This window comes from Rhodococcus sp. AW25M09 (assembly GCF_000333955.1).
Taxonomy (GTDB): Bacteria; Actinomycetota; Actinomycetes; order Mycobacteriales; family Mycobacteriaceae; genus Rhodococcoides.
Map to the genome: position 1 here is coordinate 1 of NZ_CAPS01000041.1, position 16,168 is coordinate 16,168.

A 16,168-nucleotide genomic window follows, 5' to 3' on the forward strand; every position below is an offset into this window, starting at 1 on the left:
CTGACGGCCACTATCCCGGCGGTGCTCATCCCACCGAGGTGTATCCGACGCAGGCCTATGGAAATCCGTCTTATCAGAACCCGGGCTACCAGAACCCCGGCAATCAGAACCCGGGCTACCACAACCCCGGCAATCAGAACCCGGACCCGGAGGCCTATCCGCAGGGCTATCAGCCCACCCAGGCACTTCCGACCTATGACCCCGACCAGCAGGCAGCGGCCAACCAGGCCTACGGCCAGACCCAGCAGTTCGGGCACACTCAGCAGTTCGGGCAGCCCCAGCAATACGGCGCTCCGCCGCCCTCGGAGGACCCGAACGCGGCCGATTCCGGCGGCCAGGGGCCCCGCCCGTGGGTTCTGGCGCTGATCGGCCTCGTCGTGCTCGCCATCGTCGTCGCTTTCGGGATTTCATTCCTCAGTGGCGGATCGGACGACTCCAGCACCACTGCCGCCGCACCGTCGACGTCCATTCGGCCGACCACCACCAGAGCGCCCACGTCGACCCCGCAGCCCACCGAACCGGGCACCGCCACCACCCCGGGGCTGATCCCAGGGGGAATTCCCGAGATTCTCGGTCAGCTGGGTTCGGCCGTAGGGACGATCACCGCCAACGATGGTTCGACGGTGATCATCGACGGCCTCGACGGCGCTCCGGTGACGGTGCAGACCACCCCGCAGACCCAGATCATCTCGCTCAGTGGCGGCGACGTCGCGTCTTTGACGGTGGGCGCGGCAATCGTGGTGCAGGGTGAGTCGGTCCAGGACGGAACGATTCGCGCGAACGTCATCATCGAAACTCCGAACTTCGGCGGATAGGCGAACCGAGTACTCGTAGGGACCGTTCACAGGACCTGGCGGTGGTGGGTGTTGATGGTGATGATGTCGATTAAGGTGGTTCGCGATGACGGCAATGTGGTTCGGCCTTGCGGCGATTGCACTGATAGGTGCAGTGGCTCTGCTCTACATCGATAGGTCCAAGCGAGATCGGTCCGGCCGTGTGCGGCAGATGTGGGCCAAGGCGCAGGGGTACGACTATCGACCGCACGATCGAGAACTGGTCACCGGGTTCTCTCGAGCGGCGTTGTCCAAGCCCGAATTCGACGTCGCTCTCGGGGTGGTGACCGGCGTTCGCAGGGGCGAGGAGTTCGTTCTCTTCGACGTCGAGGAGACGGGCACCATCGTGGCCGTGCAGCGTTCGGTGGGTTCGGATGTGGATATCGATCTGCGGCCGAGGTCGACACCGCCGCCGCGCGACGAGGACATGGAACTGCTCGGGTCCATCGGCCCGCGCGTGGTGTTCGCTACCGACGTCGACATCGCTCGTCGTGTGTGCGACCAGCGGATGGCGTCCTTCACCGAGTCCATCCCGGAGAATTTGCAGCTGCTGTGGAGTGAGAAGGACTGGACGCTGGGATCGTTGCCGTTGACCAGTTCGGGCCGCGACTGGGATGCAGCCATCGACGCGGTGGCGCGACTGTCCGGCATGCTGCACGTGTTGCCGCCGATGCGCGGTAGCGCGATCTACGGCGCGCGTGCGGGCGGCGGCGAGCCCGGCCGTGATCGCGGTGATCCGGGCAGGCCGCTGGTCAAGGAGGTGCGCGATCGGCAGGCAGGAGTGCCACAGTCGCAGCACGATCAGCCGCCGACGCCGGAATCCCGTGTCCAGGTGCCGCGAAGTTCCGAGCAGCGGGTCCAACCGCCACGGGCATCGGAACCTCGCCCTCAGGTGGTACGTCCTCCGGTAGCTCGTCCCCAGGATGCGGGTTCTCAGCAACCGGACGGCAGGCCCCGTCCGCCCAGGCCTGATGCGGCGGGGCCGCAGGCCACGCGGCCGGCGAATTCGTCGCGTCCGGTGCCACGTCCGCCGGCGTCGCGTCCGATACCGTTCGATTCGGAGCGTCGGCGCAATCAGCCCTGATCCTTTTCGGGCGTGTTAACGGGCGCGAAGGCGCTCACGCGGCTAAATTCGTACCTCGTGACGGTTTCTCTGGTTGTGTCTGTCGTGGTCGTTGCAGTCCTCGCGCTGTTGATTGCGGTGGTCATCTATTTCGCGAGCACGGCCCGTCGCCTCGGTCGGTACCGCGAGCAGACGGTGCAGAGTCTGCGGCTGGTCGACGTCGAGCTCGAGCGGCGTCACGAGCAGTTGGTCCCGTTCCTCGACGCCGCCGAAGCGTCCGGGCTGTCCGCCGAGTCGCTGCGTCAGCTCGGGGGTGCGCGCTCCTGGTCCAAGGCGGTGCGTGAGCGCGGCATGGGTCTGCAGGCGCAGGCTGCTGCCGAGAACGCACTGTCCGCCGCATTTCACACTGTTCTCGCGGAGGCCGACGCGGGCAGGAACGTGTTGGGCAACTGGGCGTTCCAGGGCCCGGCCGGGGAACTGATCGTCACCGAGCGTCGAATCGCGGGTGCGGTGCGGGTCTACAACGACACTGCCTACCGGCTGTCCCAGGCAGTCGGCACCTTTCCGTCCTCGATCGTTGCGAAGTCTCGTTCGGTGATCGCGCCCGAACCGTTCGTGGAGACGAGGGAAATGCCGGACGAGCAGCGGTCGGCCCAGGCCGTCGCGTAGCGGGCTCTCACGTAGGACGGGAGTGGAGCCGGCAGGAACTATCGGTTCGGTCGGTGGGTAAGTTCGTACCCACCATCGAAGATCCGTGGTGCGACGAGAGGAACCCGATCATGGCCGAGAGCGCCGCGAATTCGGACCGGCAGGAACTGGCCGATTTGGTGAAAGAGCTTGCCGTCGTGCATGGCAAGGTCACGTTGTCCTCCGGCAAGGAAGCCGACTACTACGTGGATCTGCGGCGCGCGACTCTGCATCATCGGGCGGGCGCGCTGATCGGTTCGTTGATGCGCGAGCTGGTCGCCGATTGGGACTTCGCGTCTGTCGGCGGTTTGACGATGGGTGCAGATCCGGTCGCGATGGCGATCATGCATGCCGATGGTCGTCCGATCGATGCGTTCGTGGTGCGCAAGGCAGCGAAGGCGCACGGCATGCAGCGTCAGATCGAGGGACCGGACATCGTCGGTAAGCGCGTTCTGGTGGTGGAGGATACGACGACGACCGGCAATTCGCCCCTCACCGCCGTTCAGGCTCTTCGTGATGCCGGCGCGACGGTCGTCGGGGTGGCCACGGTGGTGGACCGCGCGACCGGGGCGGATGAGGTCATCGCAGCCGAGGGGCTCGAATATCGCTCGCTCCTCGGGCTCGTCGACCTGGGTCTGTAAGAGGTAGTGGTGCGGTTGAGTGCCGCCTGGGGCACTCAACCGCACACTGCGGCGGAGCCGCACCTAGGCGACCTCGACCTCGTGCATGTCCATGACGAATCCAGCGCCTGCGAAGTTGGCCATGTCTTCGCCGCCGGCTTTGCCCTCGGGTGATCCGAGAGCCGCGATGGCCTCGTCCTTCGACGGGAAGTTCAAATTTCCGACGACGAAGTGGGCGGGTACCGAACCGTCGAGGGTTTCGGACACACCCCACTCGAACGAGCTGATTCCGGGCATGGTCGCGGTCAACGGTGCGTGCACGCTCCGGTAGTGGGCCAGAAAGGCATCGGGATCGTCCGGGTGGTTGTACGCGATGGTGATGCGGAACATCTACGAAACTCCTATTTTGTGGTGGTGAAGCCCGTGTAGTTGTCGGCGGCGACGCTGTCACAGGTTTCGCGGAAGACGTTCAGTCCACCGACGTAGGACATGATCACGCGAGGCTTTCCGGGAATGTTGGCACCCGTGTACCAGGAGTTGCCCTCCGGGTAGAGCGTCATGTCGGCCAGCTCGACGGCGCGGGCCGTCCATTCCTTCGCGGCTGTCTCGTCGGCCTCGAATGTCTTGGCACCGACCGATTCCAGATGCGCGACAGCGTCCGCAGTCCACTCGACGTGCTGCTCGATAGCGCAGACCATGTTGGTCAATACATTGGGGCTTCCCGGTCCGGTGAGGGTGAACAGATTCGGGAACTCGTCGACGGCGATTCCGAGGTAGGTGACCGGACCGTCGGCCCACTTGTCCTGCAGCGTCTTTCCGTTGCGACCACGGATGTCGATGTTCATCAGTGGTCCGGTGATGGCGTCGAACCCGGTGGCGAACACGACGACGTCGAGTGGGTATTCGGCGTCGGCTGTCTTCAGTCCCGTCGGGGTGAGTCCTTCGATCGGCGCGTTCTTCACGCTGACGAGAGAGACGTTGTCGCGGTTGTAGGTTTGAAAGTAATTGGTGTCCAGCGTAATTCGCTTGGCACCCAGCGGATGCTCACGTGGGGAGAGGGTCTCGGCTATCTCGGGATCGTCGACGACGTCGCGGATCTTCCCGCGGAAGAACTCGGCGATGGTGTCGTTGGCCGCACGATTGCTGAGCAGATCAGGGTAGGCCGCGATGATGTCGATCGCGCGATGGCGACTCCACCTCTCCTCGAATACCGCTGCGCGCTCCTCCTCCGAATGATCGAACGTGTTGACTTCGAGGGTGTCGACGGGTTGGCCGCCGCCGGATGCCTTGGACGCAACCTTGTAGTCCTCGACGAGCTCCTTGAACGAGCGCTTCTCGTCCTCGGTCAAGAGTCGATTGCCGCAGTCGAGACTGAACGCAGGTGATCGCTGAAACACCGTGAGATGCGCTGCCTGTTCGGCGATCTTCGGAATCACTTGCACACCCGAGGATCCCGTACCGATGACACCGACGCGCTTGCCGGCGAAGTCGACGCCCTCTCGTGGCCAGGCAGCGGTATGGAGTGTTGTGCCTTCGAACGCGTCGAGGCCGGCGAAGTCCGGTGTGGAGGACGTCGACAGACATCCGGCAGCAGTGATCAAGTATTTCGCGCTCACGTACTCGCCCGAGTCGGTACCCACCGTCCACAGCGAGGTGTCCTCGTCCCACACTGCGGATTCGACGCGCACGTTGAACTGAAAGTGCTTCTTGACATCCAGTCTATCGGCGACGAAATCGATGTAGCGGAGGATCTCCGGCTGCGCTGGGTAGCGTTCGGTCCATTCCCATTCGTCGATGAGGTCTTGCGAGAACGTGTACGCGTACTCCACGCTGAGGACATCGCATCGGGCGCCGGGATAGGTGTTCCAGAACCAGGTCCCGCCCACGGTTTCTGCCGCCTCGAAGCCGCGCACCGACAATCCGAGTTGCTCGAGCTTGTGCGTCATGTAGATACCGGAGAAGCCGGCACCGACGACGATTGCATCCGTTGTCATGATGTTCCTTTCACGCGCTCACGGTGTCGAGGTGGGTACGAACGGCGTTGCCCACGTAGGAGATGCCGTCGTGGGCACCGGGGAGGATGTTGACGAACTGGAAGAAGCCGTGCATCTGACCGTCGAAGACCTTGATGTCCACTGGAATGCCTGCAGCGCTGAGCTTGTCGGCGTACTTGCGGCCTTCGTCGCGCAGCACGTCGTGCTCGGCGAGGAGGATGACTGCCGGTGCAACATCGGTCACGTCGCCGTGTAGCGGGGATACGTCCCAGTTGGTCCGCACCCCGGCCTCGGGGGTGTAGAGGTCCCAGAACCAGATCATCGCGGTACGGTCGAGCATCAACTGGTTGGATGCGTCTGCATACGAAGCGTTGTCGAAATCGTGGTCGGTCACTGGATAGACCAGAACTTGCAGCGCAATCCTCGGCCCGTTCTCGCGCACCGAACGCTGGGCGACGACGGCGGCCAGATTACCGCCCGAGCTATCGCCTCCGACCATCAACGGTAGTCCGGCGTCGAACCGGGATGCGCTCCACTGCAGTACATCCCACGCATCGTCGGCTGCAGCCGGATAGACGTGTTCCGGTGCGAGTCGGTAGTCGGGGAGTACGACGACGCAGCCGGTCTCGATGGCGATCTTGCGAGCGAGGGTATCGAACTGATCAGGGTTTCCGACGACCCAGCCGCCGCCGTGGAAGTACACGAGCACACCGCGCGGTTCGGACGAGGGGGTGAGCACCCGGACGTCGATGTCGTGGCCATCCGTGCCGACGACCGTCACGTTTTCCACGCTGTCCATGTCGGGACCGGGGCCGTAGAGGTCGATGAAACTGTCGTTCATCAGGCGGGCTTCACCGGGCGTCATTTCGTGCAGCGCTTTGCCACCCCCCTCAGCAGCTTGCGCGAGAAAGGCGGCGGTGGCGTCGTCGAGTGCCAAGACATGACTCCTTCGATGATGATCGCGAGGTAAACCTCTTCGATTAGGTGATGCAGCTCACTTAATCACTGATAATGATTCGCCGCAACTACCTCGAGCTGTCTGCTCCTGGGTGTCCTGAGCGGACGGCCGAATGTGATCTGGACAACTTCGCGTTTTACCCCTAACGTGACACCGATCACTCAATCATGCGCATCATTGCCATGAAATAGGAGGAACGATGAAGCTCACCACTGGCCCCGGCAAACTGGCGCTGCTCGGGATGGCCGGAGCCATGATGTCGGTCGCCGCGTGCAGTGGTGGTGGCCCGTCCGGCTCCACCGCATCGGGAGAGATGCCTGCCGAGATCACCCTCCTGTCGACGACCGACAAGACCGGCACCATTGCGTACGTGGGTGGCTCACAGCTCGAAGGCATCGAACTGGCGATCAAGGAGATCAACGAGCAGAAGTTTCTCGGGGACTCGACCATCAAGCTCGAAAGTCGCGACACCGCGGGCGATGCACAAACCGCCGCAAGCCAGGTCACTCAGGGAATCGCGAATCCGGACATCGCCGCAATTCTCGGCACGGTGTCCGGCCCGCAGAGTGTTGCCGTCGCACCGATTGCCGAGTCGTCGAAGATGCCGGTGGTCTTCACTCAATCCGGTAGCGCAGGCGTCGTCATCGGCGACTACACATTCCGCTCGACCGCGCCGCAGGAAACCTACTTCCCCAAGGCCATCGATCACCTGAAGACGCTGGGGGCCAAACGGATCAGCGTGCTCTACAACGCAGGTCAGCCCACCCTCGCCGAGATCGCCGAGACGCAGCTCCCCGCCATGCAGGAGAGCGAGGACCTCGAAATTCTGTCGAGCACGAGCGTGCAGTCGACGACCCAGGACTTCGCGTCGACCATCACCAAAATCGTCGGCGAGAAGCCGGATGCGGTCGTCTTTCTCCTCGTCGGCGCGCAGAACTCGACGGCGATGTCGCAATTGCGTCAGGCCGGATTCGACGGGCCTGCCGTCGGCAATCCCGCTGCAGGAGCAGGCAACCTCGCGCCCGCCGGACCTGCCGGTGCCGGAATGTTCTGGGCCACCGACTTCAACTACCTACAGACTGCACCGTCATCGGTGGCGTTCGTCGAGGCGTACAACGCCGAGTACGGCAAGAACCCCCTGAACTACGCAGCAGAAGGCTACGACGCAGCGTGGATGATCGCCCGCGCAATCAAGGAGTCCGGCGGCGCATCACGCGAGGACATCAAGAACGGTCTCGACGCCGTGGCCGCGGCCGGCTTCGATGGTGCGGTCGGCCCCGTCACGTTCGAGGGCAACGACCAACGGGTGGACGGAGTTGTCGTCGAATGGGATGGAACCTCGGAAGGACTGCTGGCGGAATGAAATTCACGGACCACTCACGAGATGAGGTGATCTGAACGTCATGGCGCAAACTCTCGTCGACGCGGCAATTCTCGGATCGATCTACGTCCTGTTCTGTCTCGGCATGTCTTTGGTGTGGGGTACCGTCGGGATCCTCAATTTCGCTCACGGTGCGATCTTCATGTTCGCGGGATTCGTCGGACACCTGGTAGTCAAGGACCAGCAGCTGCCGATGATCGGAGTCATCGCAGTCTCGGTCGTGGTGGGTGCCCTGCTGTCGGCGGCAATAGAAGTACTTGCCTTCCAACCGATTCTGCGGCGAGCCAAGACGCACAGGATCGCCGAACTGCAGATCTTGATCGGTGGAATCGGCGTCGCCGCCATTCCCCTTGCCATCGCGCAGTATGTCACCAAGTCCGAGCCGTTCGGCTTCTCGAACAGCTCCTACGCGGTGAAGGTGTTCTCGTTCTTCGGACTTCGCATCTCGAACACGGGCCTGATCATCGTGCTCTCCGCCGTGATCCTCACGGTCGGTATGGCGATCTGGCTGCGTAAGTCGATGTCAGGACTCGCTCTGCGCGCCATCGGCGTCGACGCCGAAACAGCAGCGCTGATGGGCGTCGACCGACGGAAGCTCTCACTGTCCACCATGGCGTTCGCCGGTGGTCTCGCCGGTCTATCAGGTGCGCTGCTGACCTTCAACCTCGGTGCGATAACTCCGGAAAGTGGTGAAACGCTGCTGATCAAGGCTTTCGCCGTCATCATTCTCGGCGGTGTGGGTAGTACGGCTGGGGTTGCTGCAGGGGCGTACATCCTGGCGCTGTCGGAGTCGTTGGTGCTGCGATTCACGGGCGGCGGCTGGGTCGACGCCGTGTGCTTCGGCATGATCTTCCTCGTCCTACTGCTGCGTCCTCAGGGTCTCTTCGGACGAAAGGAGGTGCGACGGGTATGAACGACTTCTACTTCTCTCACATCGTTCTGTTCCAGAGCACGTTCACCGTTCTGCTGCTGGCGCTGAGCATTCAGGTCCAACTACGCATGGGGGTGTTCTCGTTCGCCGGAGCCGGGTTCTATGGAATCGGCTCCTACGGCGCTGCGATCTTCGTCATTCGTTACGGGTTCAGCTCGTTCGTGGCCATCGCCGCCATCATGATCGTGTGCGGACTGATCGGGTTCCTGCTCGCTCTGCTCGTACAGCGACTCAACGGTCTCTATCTTGCTATGGCGACCGTGTCGTTCGACCTGATCATTACCGTCGTTGCTCACAACGGTGGAAGCTTCACCGGTGCATCGGTGGGTCTCTTCGGTGCACTTGCATTCCCGCAGTTGACAATCGGCCACATCATCGCCATCACCGTGCTCGTCGTCGCTCTGTTGGCGCTCAGCGAGCGAGGTAGAATGGGGCGTCGCATCGACGCGGTTCGCGAGGATCCGGAACTGGCGTCCTCGATGGGCGTGAACGTTTCTCGCTACCGCATCTCGTCCTTCGTGATCAGCGGATTCATCGGTGCGCTCGGCGGGGCCATCAATGTGTTGCTGCGGACGACTGTGGCACCCGAGAGCATCGGATTTCCGCTCGTCGTGCTGGGGCTGACCATCATCATCGTCGGTGGCGGACGATCGTGGTTGGGCATTGTCATCGGAGCCGTCATCTTCACCTGGCTCCCGTACTACCTCGAAATCGTCGGGCGATACCAGGCAATCGTGTACGGCATCATCGTCGCCATCGCTGCCGTGTACGTACCCGGAGGAATCTACGGAACCGTCCTCGATCTGATCCGGAAGTCCAAGGAAAAACGGAGAGCGAGCGAGACACCTGGGGAAGAACCCGGCGGCGGCACCGAGGAGCTCGATCTGGCGAAGACAGGAGACCGATCATGACGGCCGATGCAGCATCACGTGAGAGCGCGCAGACCGAATCCACTGCCGATGTGGTTCTCGGGATCAACGACGTAGCAGTGCATTACGGTGGTATCAAAGCGGTAGACGGCATCTCTTTCGACATCACCCGCGGGAAGATCGTCGGCATCCTGGGTCCCAACGGGTCCGGTAAGAGCACTTTGCTCGCAGCCGTGACGAGATTGACTCCGCTCACTCGAGGCACCCTCACGTTCGAGGGTGAATCGTTCGCCAGGGTGTCAGCGCAGGAAGTCGCCAAGCGCGGAATCGCGCGCACATTCCAGACGGTTCGGCTGCTACCGGATCTGACGGTGCGGGAAAACATAGCCCTCGGTGCGGATCTGGGTGCCGAGCAGGGTGGGTTCCGTGAGCTGATGCTCGGACGGAAGGCCTTGCTGAAGAGGTCGAAGGACGCGGTCTTCGAGGCGCTGGAACGAACCGGGCTGGCCGGGCTCGAGGACGTCCGGCCCGGAGAGTTGTCGTACGGTCTGCAGAGGCGCGTCGAGATTGCCCGCGCAATTGCGATGTCTCCCAGACTCCTTCTGCTCGACGAGCCCACCGCGGGCATGAACAAGACCGAGCGTGAGGATGTGTCCTCGCTTTTGAAGAAACTGCGTGAAGAGGGGTTGACCCAGCTACTCGTGGAGCACGACGTGCAAATGATGGTCGATACCTGCGACACGTTGATAGCCATGAATTTCGGAGTTCTCATCGCGCAGGGCACGCCGCAGAGCGTGGTTCGTGAACCCAGCGTGCAAGAAGCCTATCTCGGAAAGCGAGGTGCCCAGAATGCTCGTAGTCAGTGATCTTCATGTTCGGTACGGCAAGGTCAGCGCGGTCACCGACATCGGCCTCACGGTCGAGCCGGGCCGAATCACGCTGGTGCTCGGAGCCAACGGCGCGGGCAAGAGTACGACTCTGCGAACCATTGCAGGTCTCGTCGAACCCACCGCGGGCTCGATCGAGCTGGACGGCGAGTCGCTACTGGGCGTGAAAGCGCATCGCGTCGTCAAACGTGGCATCTCGCTGGTCCCGGAGGGCCGACAGGTGTTCGCTTCGCCCAGCGTGGCGGAAAACCTTCGGATCGGGGGATACTCGTCGAACCCCGAGAAGCGAACACGGAACACAGAACTCGCGTACGACCTGTTCCCGATTCTGCGCGAGCGCAAGGATGGCCCGGCCGGATTGCTCAGCGGGGGCGAGCAGCAGATGCTGGCCTTCGGCCGAGGTCTCATGTCGGATCCGAAATACATCATGATGGACGAGCCGTCCATGGGCCTTGCTCCTGCCATCGTCGACACCGTCATGGGCAGCGTCCGCGAGATCGCGGATCGAGGTCTCGGCGTCCTGATGGTCGAACAGAACGCGGAAGCAGGATTGCTCGTCGCCGACGATGTGGTTGTGGTCAACCGCGGTGAATCGGTGTTCTCGGGTAGTGCCGAGGAGGCCAGGTCCCACTCGTCCGTGGTCTCTGCGTTCCTCGGTGAGGAGGCGTTGGGCGCATGAGCAGATTCGAAGACCGCGTGGTTCTGATCACCGGTGCAGCGCGTGGCCAAGGGAGAAATCATGCACTCCGCTTCGCGGCGGAGGGCGCAGACATTATCGCCGTCGACGCGTGCACCGACGTCGACACTGTCGGCTACGACCTGGCAACCGAGGAGGATCTGGCCGAGACTGTTCGACTGGTGGAGCGATTGGACCGAAAAATCGTGGCGTCGAAGACAGACGTACGCGACCTCGAAGGAATGAAAGCTGCTGTCGATGCCGGTGTTGCCGAACTCGGCAGACTCGACATCGTCGTCGCCAATGCGGGCATCGCTGGAAGCGGAACCACCCATGAATTATCGGCGCAGAATTGGCACAACATGATCGAGACCAATCTGACGGGAGTGTGGAACACCACGACTGCTGCGACGCCGCACATTCTGGCGGGAGGCAAGGGCGGCTCGATGGTGTTGATCAGCTCGGTCGCCGGTATGAAAGGACTGCCCTACAACGCGCACTACACCGCAGCCAAGCATGGTGTGGTGGGGCTGATGAAGAGTCTCGCTAACGAGTTGGGCCCGCAAAATATCCGGGTGAACACGGTCAATCCGACGAACGTCGACACCCGGATGTTGCTCAACGACGCAATTTACAAACTGTTCCTGCCCGATGAGGAAGCACCGACTCGCGAGCAGGTAGTACCGCTCCTACATGACATGCATGTGTTGGATATTCCTTATGTGCAGGTCGACGACGTCAGCAACGCAGTGTTGTTCTTGGCGGGGGACGAGTCCCGTTACGTCACAGGGATTTCGGTCCCGGTGGATGCAGGTGTCTTGATCAAGTAGTGACCGACTTCCGTACGACCGATTGCGAGTGGCGTGCTCCGCCGCTGAATGCACTGGAGATTGCCTCGTCGGTCGTCTCGCCTCCGGCGACGAGAAGCAGGCTCACGAATGCCTTGATCTCGTCGTCGGACATCTGCTCACCGTCGACTTCTCCTCGGCACAGGCGTGAGAAACAGATCGTTTCGAAATCTCTCGCCTCCACAGTTCGAGTTTCGGCCGATCCAGATGTGCGACAGTGGATGAGAACTCCGAGCTCGATCGCGACGGTTCCGACGACGCCCTGCCAGTGGACATCCATTGATATCCAGGGATGTCCACCGAAAAGAGTTTCTACTGCCGAACCGTCAGCGGCCCTTCCACAGGGGTGCCCGTTTTTCCTTGAACGCCGACGCGCCCTCCCGTGCATCCTCGGACGACCGCACCGGCTCGTAGATGTTCCACATCTCCGCGAACTGCTCGTCGTTGGACCAGTCACGGGCCTTGGTGATGATTTCCTTCGTCGCGCGCACAGCCAGCGGGCCGTTCTTCGCAATCTTTTTGGCTAGTTCCAAGGCCGTCGACAGTGCTTCTCCGGCCGGAGTGAGTCGGTTGATCAATCCCGCGTTCGAGGCTTCCTCCGCGCTGATGAAATCGCCTGTGAGACACCATTCCACAGCGAGTGCCCGCGGAACTCGGTCGGGGAGTCGGAGCAAACCGCCGCCACCTGCCAGCAGACCGCGCTTGACCTCGGGCAACCCAAACACAGCAGTATCCGACGCCACCACCAGGTCGCAAGCGAGCACGATTTCGAAACCCCCGGCGATCGCGTGTCCTTCGACGGCGGCGATCAGTGGTTTGGCCGGGGGAGTTTCAGCGACACCCGCGAACCCGCGACCCGGTATCGACGGCTTCTCGCCGGCCAGAAAGGCTTTCAAATCCATTCCGGTGCAGAAGCTTTTGCCCTCACCCGTGATGATCCCGGCTACAAGGTCGTCGCGAGCATCGAGCTCGTCCATGGCATCGGCGATGGCCTGTGCAGTGGCAGTGTCGATCGCGTTGCGCACCTCGGGGCGCGTGATCGTGACAACCTGAACCCCGTCGATCTGCTCCACGCGAACCGGTGCATTCGTCGGTGCATTCTGCTCTTCGCCGGCGCTCATCGGTGCATTCTGCTCTTCGCCGGCGCTCATCGCGGTGCCATTCTGATTGCGCCGTCGAGTCTGATGACCTCACCGTTGATCATCGCGTTGTCGATCATGTGCAGGGCAAGTTTGGCGTACTCGTCGGCGTCGCCCAGGCGAGCGGGGTGTGGAATCTGGGCGGCAAGTCCGTCGCGAATCTCCTGCGAGAAGCGCGACAGGATGGGGGTATCGAAAATTCCTGGCGCAATACTGTTGACGCGAACCAGTTTTCGAGATAGATCGCGGGCCGCGACGAGGGTCATTCCCACGACTCCGGCCTTGGCCGAAGCGTAGGGAATCTGACCGATCTGGCCTTCCCAAGCCGCGACGGACGCGGTCATGATGACAACTCCGCGTTCACCGTCGACCGGTTCGTTGCGGACCATACGGGCAGCTCCGAGCCGCAGTACGTTGAAGCTGCCGATCAGGTTGGTCTGGATCAACGAGGTGTAGAGCTCCAACGATCCTGGGGTGCCGTCTTTTTTCGACCACTCGGACGGTGCCGCCGCGGCCTGCGCAGTGCACCACCGAGCGTAGGGGAGCACGCGATTCGGCGAGATCGAGGGCGGCGTCGACGGCCTCGGGATCAGCGACGTCGGCCGGTCCGAACTGCACCAGATCGCCGAGTTCCTGGGCAACGTCCTTGCCTGCGGATTGCGGGAGGTCGACGATGACGGTGTTCACACCCGCGGCCACGAATCTTTTGACGGTTGCGAGTCCGAGGCCGGATGCACCGCCGGTGACGACGGCTGAGGAATTGGTGAGATCCATGAATCGGGTTCCTTACTTCAGAATTTCGATGATGGTCGCGTTGGCCATACCGCCGGCCTCGCACATGGTCTGCAGGCCGTAGCGGCCGCCGGTGCGTTCGAGATGATTGATCATGGTGGTCATCAACCGTGCGCCCGAGGCACCGAGGGGATGTCCGAGGGCAATTGCGCCGCCCACCGGATTCAGCAGCTCCTGATCTACGCCGAGTTCAATGGCCCACGCGAGAGGAACCGATGCGAAAGCCTCGTTCACCTCGAAGGCCGAGATGTCTCCGAGCGTCAAACCGGCCTTCTTCAATACCTTTTCGGTGGCGGGAATGGGACCGGTCAGCATCAACAGTGGATCGTCGCCGACCACAGCGGAGGCGACGATTCGGGCGCGCGGGCGCAGACCCAGCTCCGATGCCCGCTCCTCGCTCATGACGAGCAGTGCGGACGCTCCGTCGGTGATCTGAGATGCGTTGCCGGCGGTGACGGACCAGTCGAGATCCGGGAACTGCGCGCGCCGTTCATCGGTCCCGAAGACTGGCTTCAACCCGCCGAGTTTTTCCGCCGTGGTGCCGGTCCTGATGGTTTCATCGGTCGTCAGTTCGCCGATGGGCACGATCTCGTTGTCGAACCACCCGGAATCACGAGCGGTAGAGGCACGTTCGTGTGAACGCGCGGAATACTCGTCGAGCTGGGTCCGAGAAATTCCCCACTTCTGGGCTACCAGTTCGGCAGACACGCCCTGCGGAACCAGTACCGGGAAGCGTTCGCGGACGCCCTCGCCGAAGGGGTCGGCATCTCCGCGGGCACTGCCCATCGGCACCCGGCTCATCGACTCGACGCCGCCCGCGATGGCAATGTCGTAAGCCCCGGCGACGATGCCCTGAACGGCGAAGTCCACAGCTTGCTGCCCCGACCCGCACTTGCGCTCGACCGTCACCGACGGAACATGCACTGGGAAGCCCGCAGCGAGCACGGCCTGGCGTCCAGGAGTGCCCGATTGTTCACCATTGCCACCGACACATCCGATGATGACGTCGTCGACGAGAGCGGCGTCGAGTGCCGATCGATCCACGACCTGGCGCAGTATTCGGCCGAGCAAGTCCGCCGGGTGCAGATGCGAGAGGCCACCACCGATCTTGCCTTTTCCCATGGGGGACCGAACGGCGTCGACGATCACTGCGCGTGTCATGAAGACCTCCTGAAGCAGATTATTGAAAGCGTGACGAGATATTCATGATTATGTTTAGCATGAACCTAGCGGAACCTGCGAGGATGGTTGTACCGTAGGTCACATCGTATTAGTATAATCATGAACATGAAAGGGGTGGCCATGTCTGCCAGCATCCTGACCGACGACGAACGCGCCATCAAAGAGGTAGCCGCGAAGGTTGCCACCGAGCGCTACGCGCCCAAAGCTGCGCAGTGGGACGCGGAGAGAACGGCGTTCCCGGTGGAGGAGCGGAAGTTTCTCGGTTCGCTCGGGTTCCTCGGTATTGCGCTTCCGGAGCGCTTCGGTGGCGGAGGAGCACCCCTGCAGCAGGCGCTCAACGTCATCGAAGAGTTTGCCTACCATTGCAGGCCTGCGGCGTTCCAAATCTTCGAGGCAAATACCGGCCCGGCTCAGGTCATCGCCCGCATCGGCACCGAAGAGCAGCGGGAACGATTCCTCCCCGGCATCATCGCCGGCGACATCACCATGGCGGTCGCCATCTCCGAGCCCGACGCAGGGTCGGCAGCGACAGATATGACGACCAAAGCGACCATCGACGGTGACACTGTCCGTGTCAGCGGAAACAAGCGCTGGATCTCCAACGGTTCCGAGGCCGACGTCTACCTTGTTTATTCGCGTATGAGCGACGCGCCGGGTGCCAAGGGCATTGGGGCCGTTCTGGTCGAGGCCGATCGTGAGGGCGTCAGCTACGGTGCGCGCGAGAAGCTCATGGGCTTCCGTGGCATTCCTTCTGCGGACATCTACTTCGATGACGTCGTCGTTCCCGCTGAGAACATCGTTGTCGAACCCGGTGGTTTCCGCACACTGTTCACCGCCTTCTCGATCGAGCGTCTCGGTAATTCGACCATGAGTCTTGCGCTGGGCCAGGCTGCATTGGACCTATCGATTCGGTACGTGCAGGAGCGGATGCAGTTCGGCAAACCGCTGATCGAGTTCCAGGCCGTGCAGATGACCATTGCCGACATGGCACTACAGGTCGATGCAGCCAGGTTGTTGCTCCAGCGGGCTGCAGCCTCGGTGACCGATGGCGAGCAGCTTCCGAACTCCCTGCACGTCTCGCTGGCAAAGTGCACCGCCAACGAAATGGCGAAAAAAGTAACCGATCTTGCGATGCAACTGCACGGCGGCAACGGCTACACCGAAGAATTCGGCATCGAACGGATGCACCGGGACGCACATGGCTGGGCGCTTGCCGGTGGAACCCCGACCATGCAGCGAACTCGAATAGTGTCCGAATTGCTGGGACGTTCGTTCGACCAACGAGCCTGAACAGCGCAGTAACTCGAG

Annotated in this window: 17 protein-coding genes and 1 pseudogene; 11 read left to right on the forward strand and 7 right to left on the reverse strand. The window is 62.4% G+C overall.

Annotated features, from left to right (window positions below):
* The 4 genes from RHODMAR_RS07685 to pyrE all read left to right on the forward strand — a co-directional run.
* The coding region (locus tag RHODMAR_RS07685; RefSeq protein WP_051047870.1) for a hypothetical protein at positions 1-815 on the forward strand (815 nt) is incomplete at its 5' end.
* Positions 816-900: 85 nt separating this feature from the next.
* On the forward strand, positions 901-1,917 hold the full coding sequence (locus RHODMAR_RS07690; RefSeq protein WP_008713115.1) for a hypothetical protein: 1,017 nt from the start codon (positions 901-903) through the stop codon (positions 1,915-1,917).
* A gap of 57 nt (positions 1,918-1,974) precedes the next feature.
* The gene (locus RHODMAR_RS07695; protein ID WP_042938382.1) at positions 1,975-2,565 is read left to right on the forward strand and encodes a LemA family protein; all 591 of its coding nucleotides are present in this window, start codon (positions 1,975-1,977) and stop codon (positions 2,563-2,565) included.
* A gap of 110 nt (positions 2,566-2,675) precedes the next feature.
* Positions 2,676-3,224 (forward strand): orotate phosphoribosyltransferase, encoded by a 549-nt coding sequence (pyrE, locus tag RHODMAR_RS07700; RefSeq protein WP_008713120.1) that lies wholly within the window; start codon positions 2,676-2,678, stop codon positions 3,222-3,224.
* A gap of 63 nt (positions 3,225-3,287) precedes the next feature.
* Here the strand turns inward: pyrE and RHODMAR_RS07705 are convergent, their stop codons facing one another.
* From RHODMAR_RS07705 to RHODMAR_RS07715, 3 genes are read right to left on the reverse strand one after another with little or no spacing between them, the layout of a single operon-like run.
* Positions 3,288-3,593 carry an EthD family reductase gene (locus tag RHODMAR_RS07705; RefSeq protein WP_008713122.1) on the reverse strand — a complete coding sequence of 102 codons (306 nt, stop codon included), beginning with the start codon at positions 3,591-3,593 and terminating at the stop codon, positions 3,288-3,290.
* An 11-nt stretch (positions 3,594-3,604) separates the two neighbouring features.
* Positions 3,605-5,197 carry a flavin-containing monooxygenase gene (locus RHODMAR_RS07710; RefSeq protein WP_008713124.1) on the reverse strand — a complete coding sequence of 531 codons (1,593 nt, stop codon included), beginning with the start codon at positions 5,195-5,197 and terminating at the stop codon, positions 3,605-3,607.
* Positions 5,198-5,207: 10 nt separating this feature from the next.
* Positions 5,208-6,134 (reverse strand): alpha/beta hydrolase, encoded by a 927-nt coding sequence (locus tag RHODMAR_RS07715; RefSeq protein WP_008713126.1) that lies wholly within the window; start codon positions 6,132-6,134, stop codon positions 5,208-5,210.
* A gap of 220 nt (positions 6,135-6,354) precedes the next feature.
* Here RHODMAR_RS07715 and RHODMAR_RS07720 point away from each other — a divergent pair, with 220 nt between their 5' ends.
* From RHODMAR_RS07720 to RHODMAR_RS07745, 6 genes are read left to right on the forward strand one after another with little or no spacing between them, the layout of a single operon-like run.
* Positions 6,355-7,518: an ABC transporter substrate-binding protein gene (locus tag RHODMAR_RS07720; RefSeq protein ID WP_008713129.1), complete on the forward strand. Its 1,164-nt coding sequence runs from the start codon at positions 6,355-6,357 to the stop codon at positions 7,516-7,518.
* A gap of 40 nt (positions 7,519-7,558) precedes the next feature.
* A complete protein-coding gene (locus RHODMAR_RS07725) occupies positions 7,559-8,449 on the forward strand; it encodes a branched-chain amino acid ABC transporter permease (RefSeq protein ID WP_008713132.1) in 891 nt (296 codons plus the stop codon).
* Positions 8,446-9,378 (forward strand): branched-chain amino acid ABC transporter permease, encoded by a 933-nt coding sequence (locus tag RHODMAR_RS07730; RefSeq protein ID WP_008713134.1) that lies wholly within the window; start codon positions 8,446-8,448, stop codon positions 9,376-9,378. Before RHODMAR_RS07725 ends, RHODMAR_RS07730 begins: the two co-directional genes overlap by 4 nt.
* Positions 9,375-10,202, forward strand: coding sequence for an ABC transporter ATP-binding protein (locus tag RHODMAR_RS07735; protein WP_008713136.1), 828 nt, complete (start codon positions 9,375-9,377; stop codon positions 10,200-10,202). Before RHODMAR_RS07730 ends, RHODMAR_RS07735 begins: the two co-directional genes overlap by 4 nt.
* Complete coding sequence (locus RHODMAR_RS07740) at positions 10,186-10,902, forward strand: ABC transporter ATP-binding protein (RefSeq protein WP_008713137.1); 717 nt, start codon at positions 10,186-10,188, stop codon at positions 10,900-10,902. The genes RHODMAR_RS07735 and RHODMAR_RS07740 overlap by 17 nt, the downstream gene beginning before the upstream one ends.
* Positions 10,899-11,729: a mycofactocin-coupled SDR family oxidoreductase gene (locus tag RHODMAR_RS07745; protein WP_008713139.1), complete on the forward strand. Its 831-nt coding sequence runs from the start codon at positions 10,899-10,901 to the stop codon at positions 11,727-11,729. The genes RHODMAR_RS07740 and RHODMAR_RS07745 overlap by 4 nt, the downstream gene beginning before the upstream one ends.
* On the opposite strand, the gene RHODMAR_RS28640 is transcribed toward RHODMAR_RS07745, so the two are convergent.
* From RHODMAR_RS28640 to RHODMAR_RS07765, 4 genes and pseudogenes are all read right to left on the reverse strand, one after another.
* On the reverse strand, positions 11,722-11,862 hold the full coding sequence (locus RHODMAR_RS28640; protein WP_198289415.1) for a hypothetical protein: 141 nt from the start codon (positions 11,860-11,862) through the stop codon (positions 11,722-11,724). The genes RHODMAR_RS07745 and RHODMAR_RS28640 overlap by 8 nt on opposite strands.
* Before the next feature lie 211 nt (positions 11,863-12,073).
* Positions 12,074-12,868: a crotonase/enoyl-CoA hydratase family protein gene (locus RHODMAR_RS07755; RefSeq protein ID WP_042938392.1), complete on the reverse strand. Its 795-nt coding sequence runs from the start codon at positions 12,866-12,868 to the stop codon at positions 12,074-12,076.
* A gap of 26 nt (positions 12,869-12,894) precedes the next feature.
* Positions 12,895-13,660 (reverse strand): annotated as a pseudogene (locus RHODMAR_RS07760) (SDR family NAD(P)-dependent oxidoreductase).
* Positions 13,661-13,672: 12 nt separating this feature from the next.
* Complete coding sequence (locus tag RHODMAR_RS07765) at positions 13,673-14,839, reverse strand: thiolase family protein (RefSeq protein WP_008713149.1); 1,167 nt, start codon at positions 14,837-14,839, stop codon at positions 13,673-13,675.
* 120 nt (positions 14,840-14,959) lie between these two features.
* Here RHODMAR_RS07765 and RHODMAR_RS07770 point away from each other — a divergent pair, with 120 nt between their 5' ends.
* On the forward strand, positions 14,960-16,150 hold the full coding sequence (locus RHODMAR_RS07770; protein WP_008713151.1) for an acyl-CoA dehydrogenase family protein: 1,191 nt from the start codon (positions 14,960-14,962) through the stop codon (positions 16,148-16,150).
* Positions 16,151-16,168 lie beyond the last annotated feature (18 nt).

Coding starts and splice junctions, on each gene's coding strand:
- RHODMAR_RS07755 (WP_042938392.1), bottom strand. CDS start 12,868: ATGAGCGCCGGCGAAGAGCAGAATGCACCGACGAATGCACCGGTTCGC.
- RHODMAR_RS07690 (WP_008713115.1), top strand. CDS start 901: ATGACGGCAATGTGGTTCGGCCTTGCGGCGATTGCACTGATAGGTGCA.
- RHODMAR_RS07735 (WP_008713136.1), top strand. CDS start 9,375: ATGACGGCCGATGCAGCATCACGTGAGAGCGCGCAGACCGAATCCACT.
- RHODMAR_RS07730 (WP_008713134.1), top strand. CDS start 8,446: ATGAACGACTTCTACTTCTCTCACATCGTTCTGTTCCAGAGCACGTTC.
- RHODMAR_RS07725 (WP_008713132.1), top strand. CDS start 7,559: ATGGCGCAAACTCTCGTCGACGCGGCAATTCTCGGATCGATCTACGTC.
- RHODMAR_RS07765 (WP_008713149.1), bottom strand. CDS start 14,839: ATGACACGCGCAGTGATCGTCGACGCCGTTCGGTCCCCCATGGGAAAA.
- RHODMAR_RS07745 (WP_008713139.1), top strand. CDS start 10,899: ATGAGCAGATTCGAAGACCGCGTGGTTCTGATCACCGGTGCAGCGCGT.
- RHODMAR_RS07720 (WP_008713129.1), top strand. CDS start 6,355: ATGAAGCTCACCACTGGCCCCGGCAAACTGGCGCTGCTCGGGATGGCC.
- RHODMAR_RS07705 (WP_008713122.1), bottom strand. CDS start 3,593: ATGTTCCGCATCACCATCGCGTACAACCACCCGGACGATCCCGATGCC.
- RHODMAR_RS07770 (WP_008713151.1), top strand. CDS start 14,960: ATGAACATGAAAGGGGTGGCCATGTCTGCCAGCATCCTGACCGACGAC.
- RHODMAR_RS07740 (WP_008713137.1), top strand. CDS start 10,186: ATGCTCGTAGTCAGTGATCTTCATGTTCGGTACGGCAAGGTCAGCGCG.
- RHODMAR_RS28640 (WP_198289415.1), bottom strand. CDS start 11,862: ATGTCCGACGACGAGATCAAGGCATTCGTGAGCCTGCTTCTCGTCGCC.
- pyrE (WP_008713120.1), top strand. CDS start 2,676: ATGGCCGAGAGCGCCGCGAATTCGGACCGGCAGGAACTGGCCGATTTG.
- RHODMAR_RS07710 (WP_008713124.1), bottom strand. CDS start 5,197: ATGACAACGGATGCAATCGTCGTCGGTGCCGGCTTCTCCGGTATCTAC.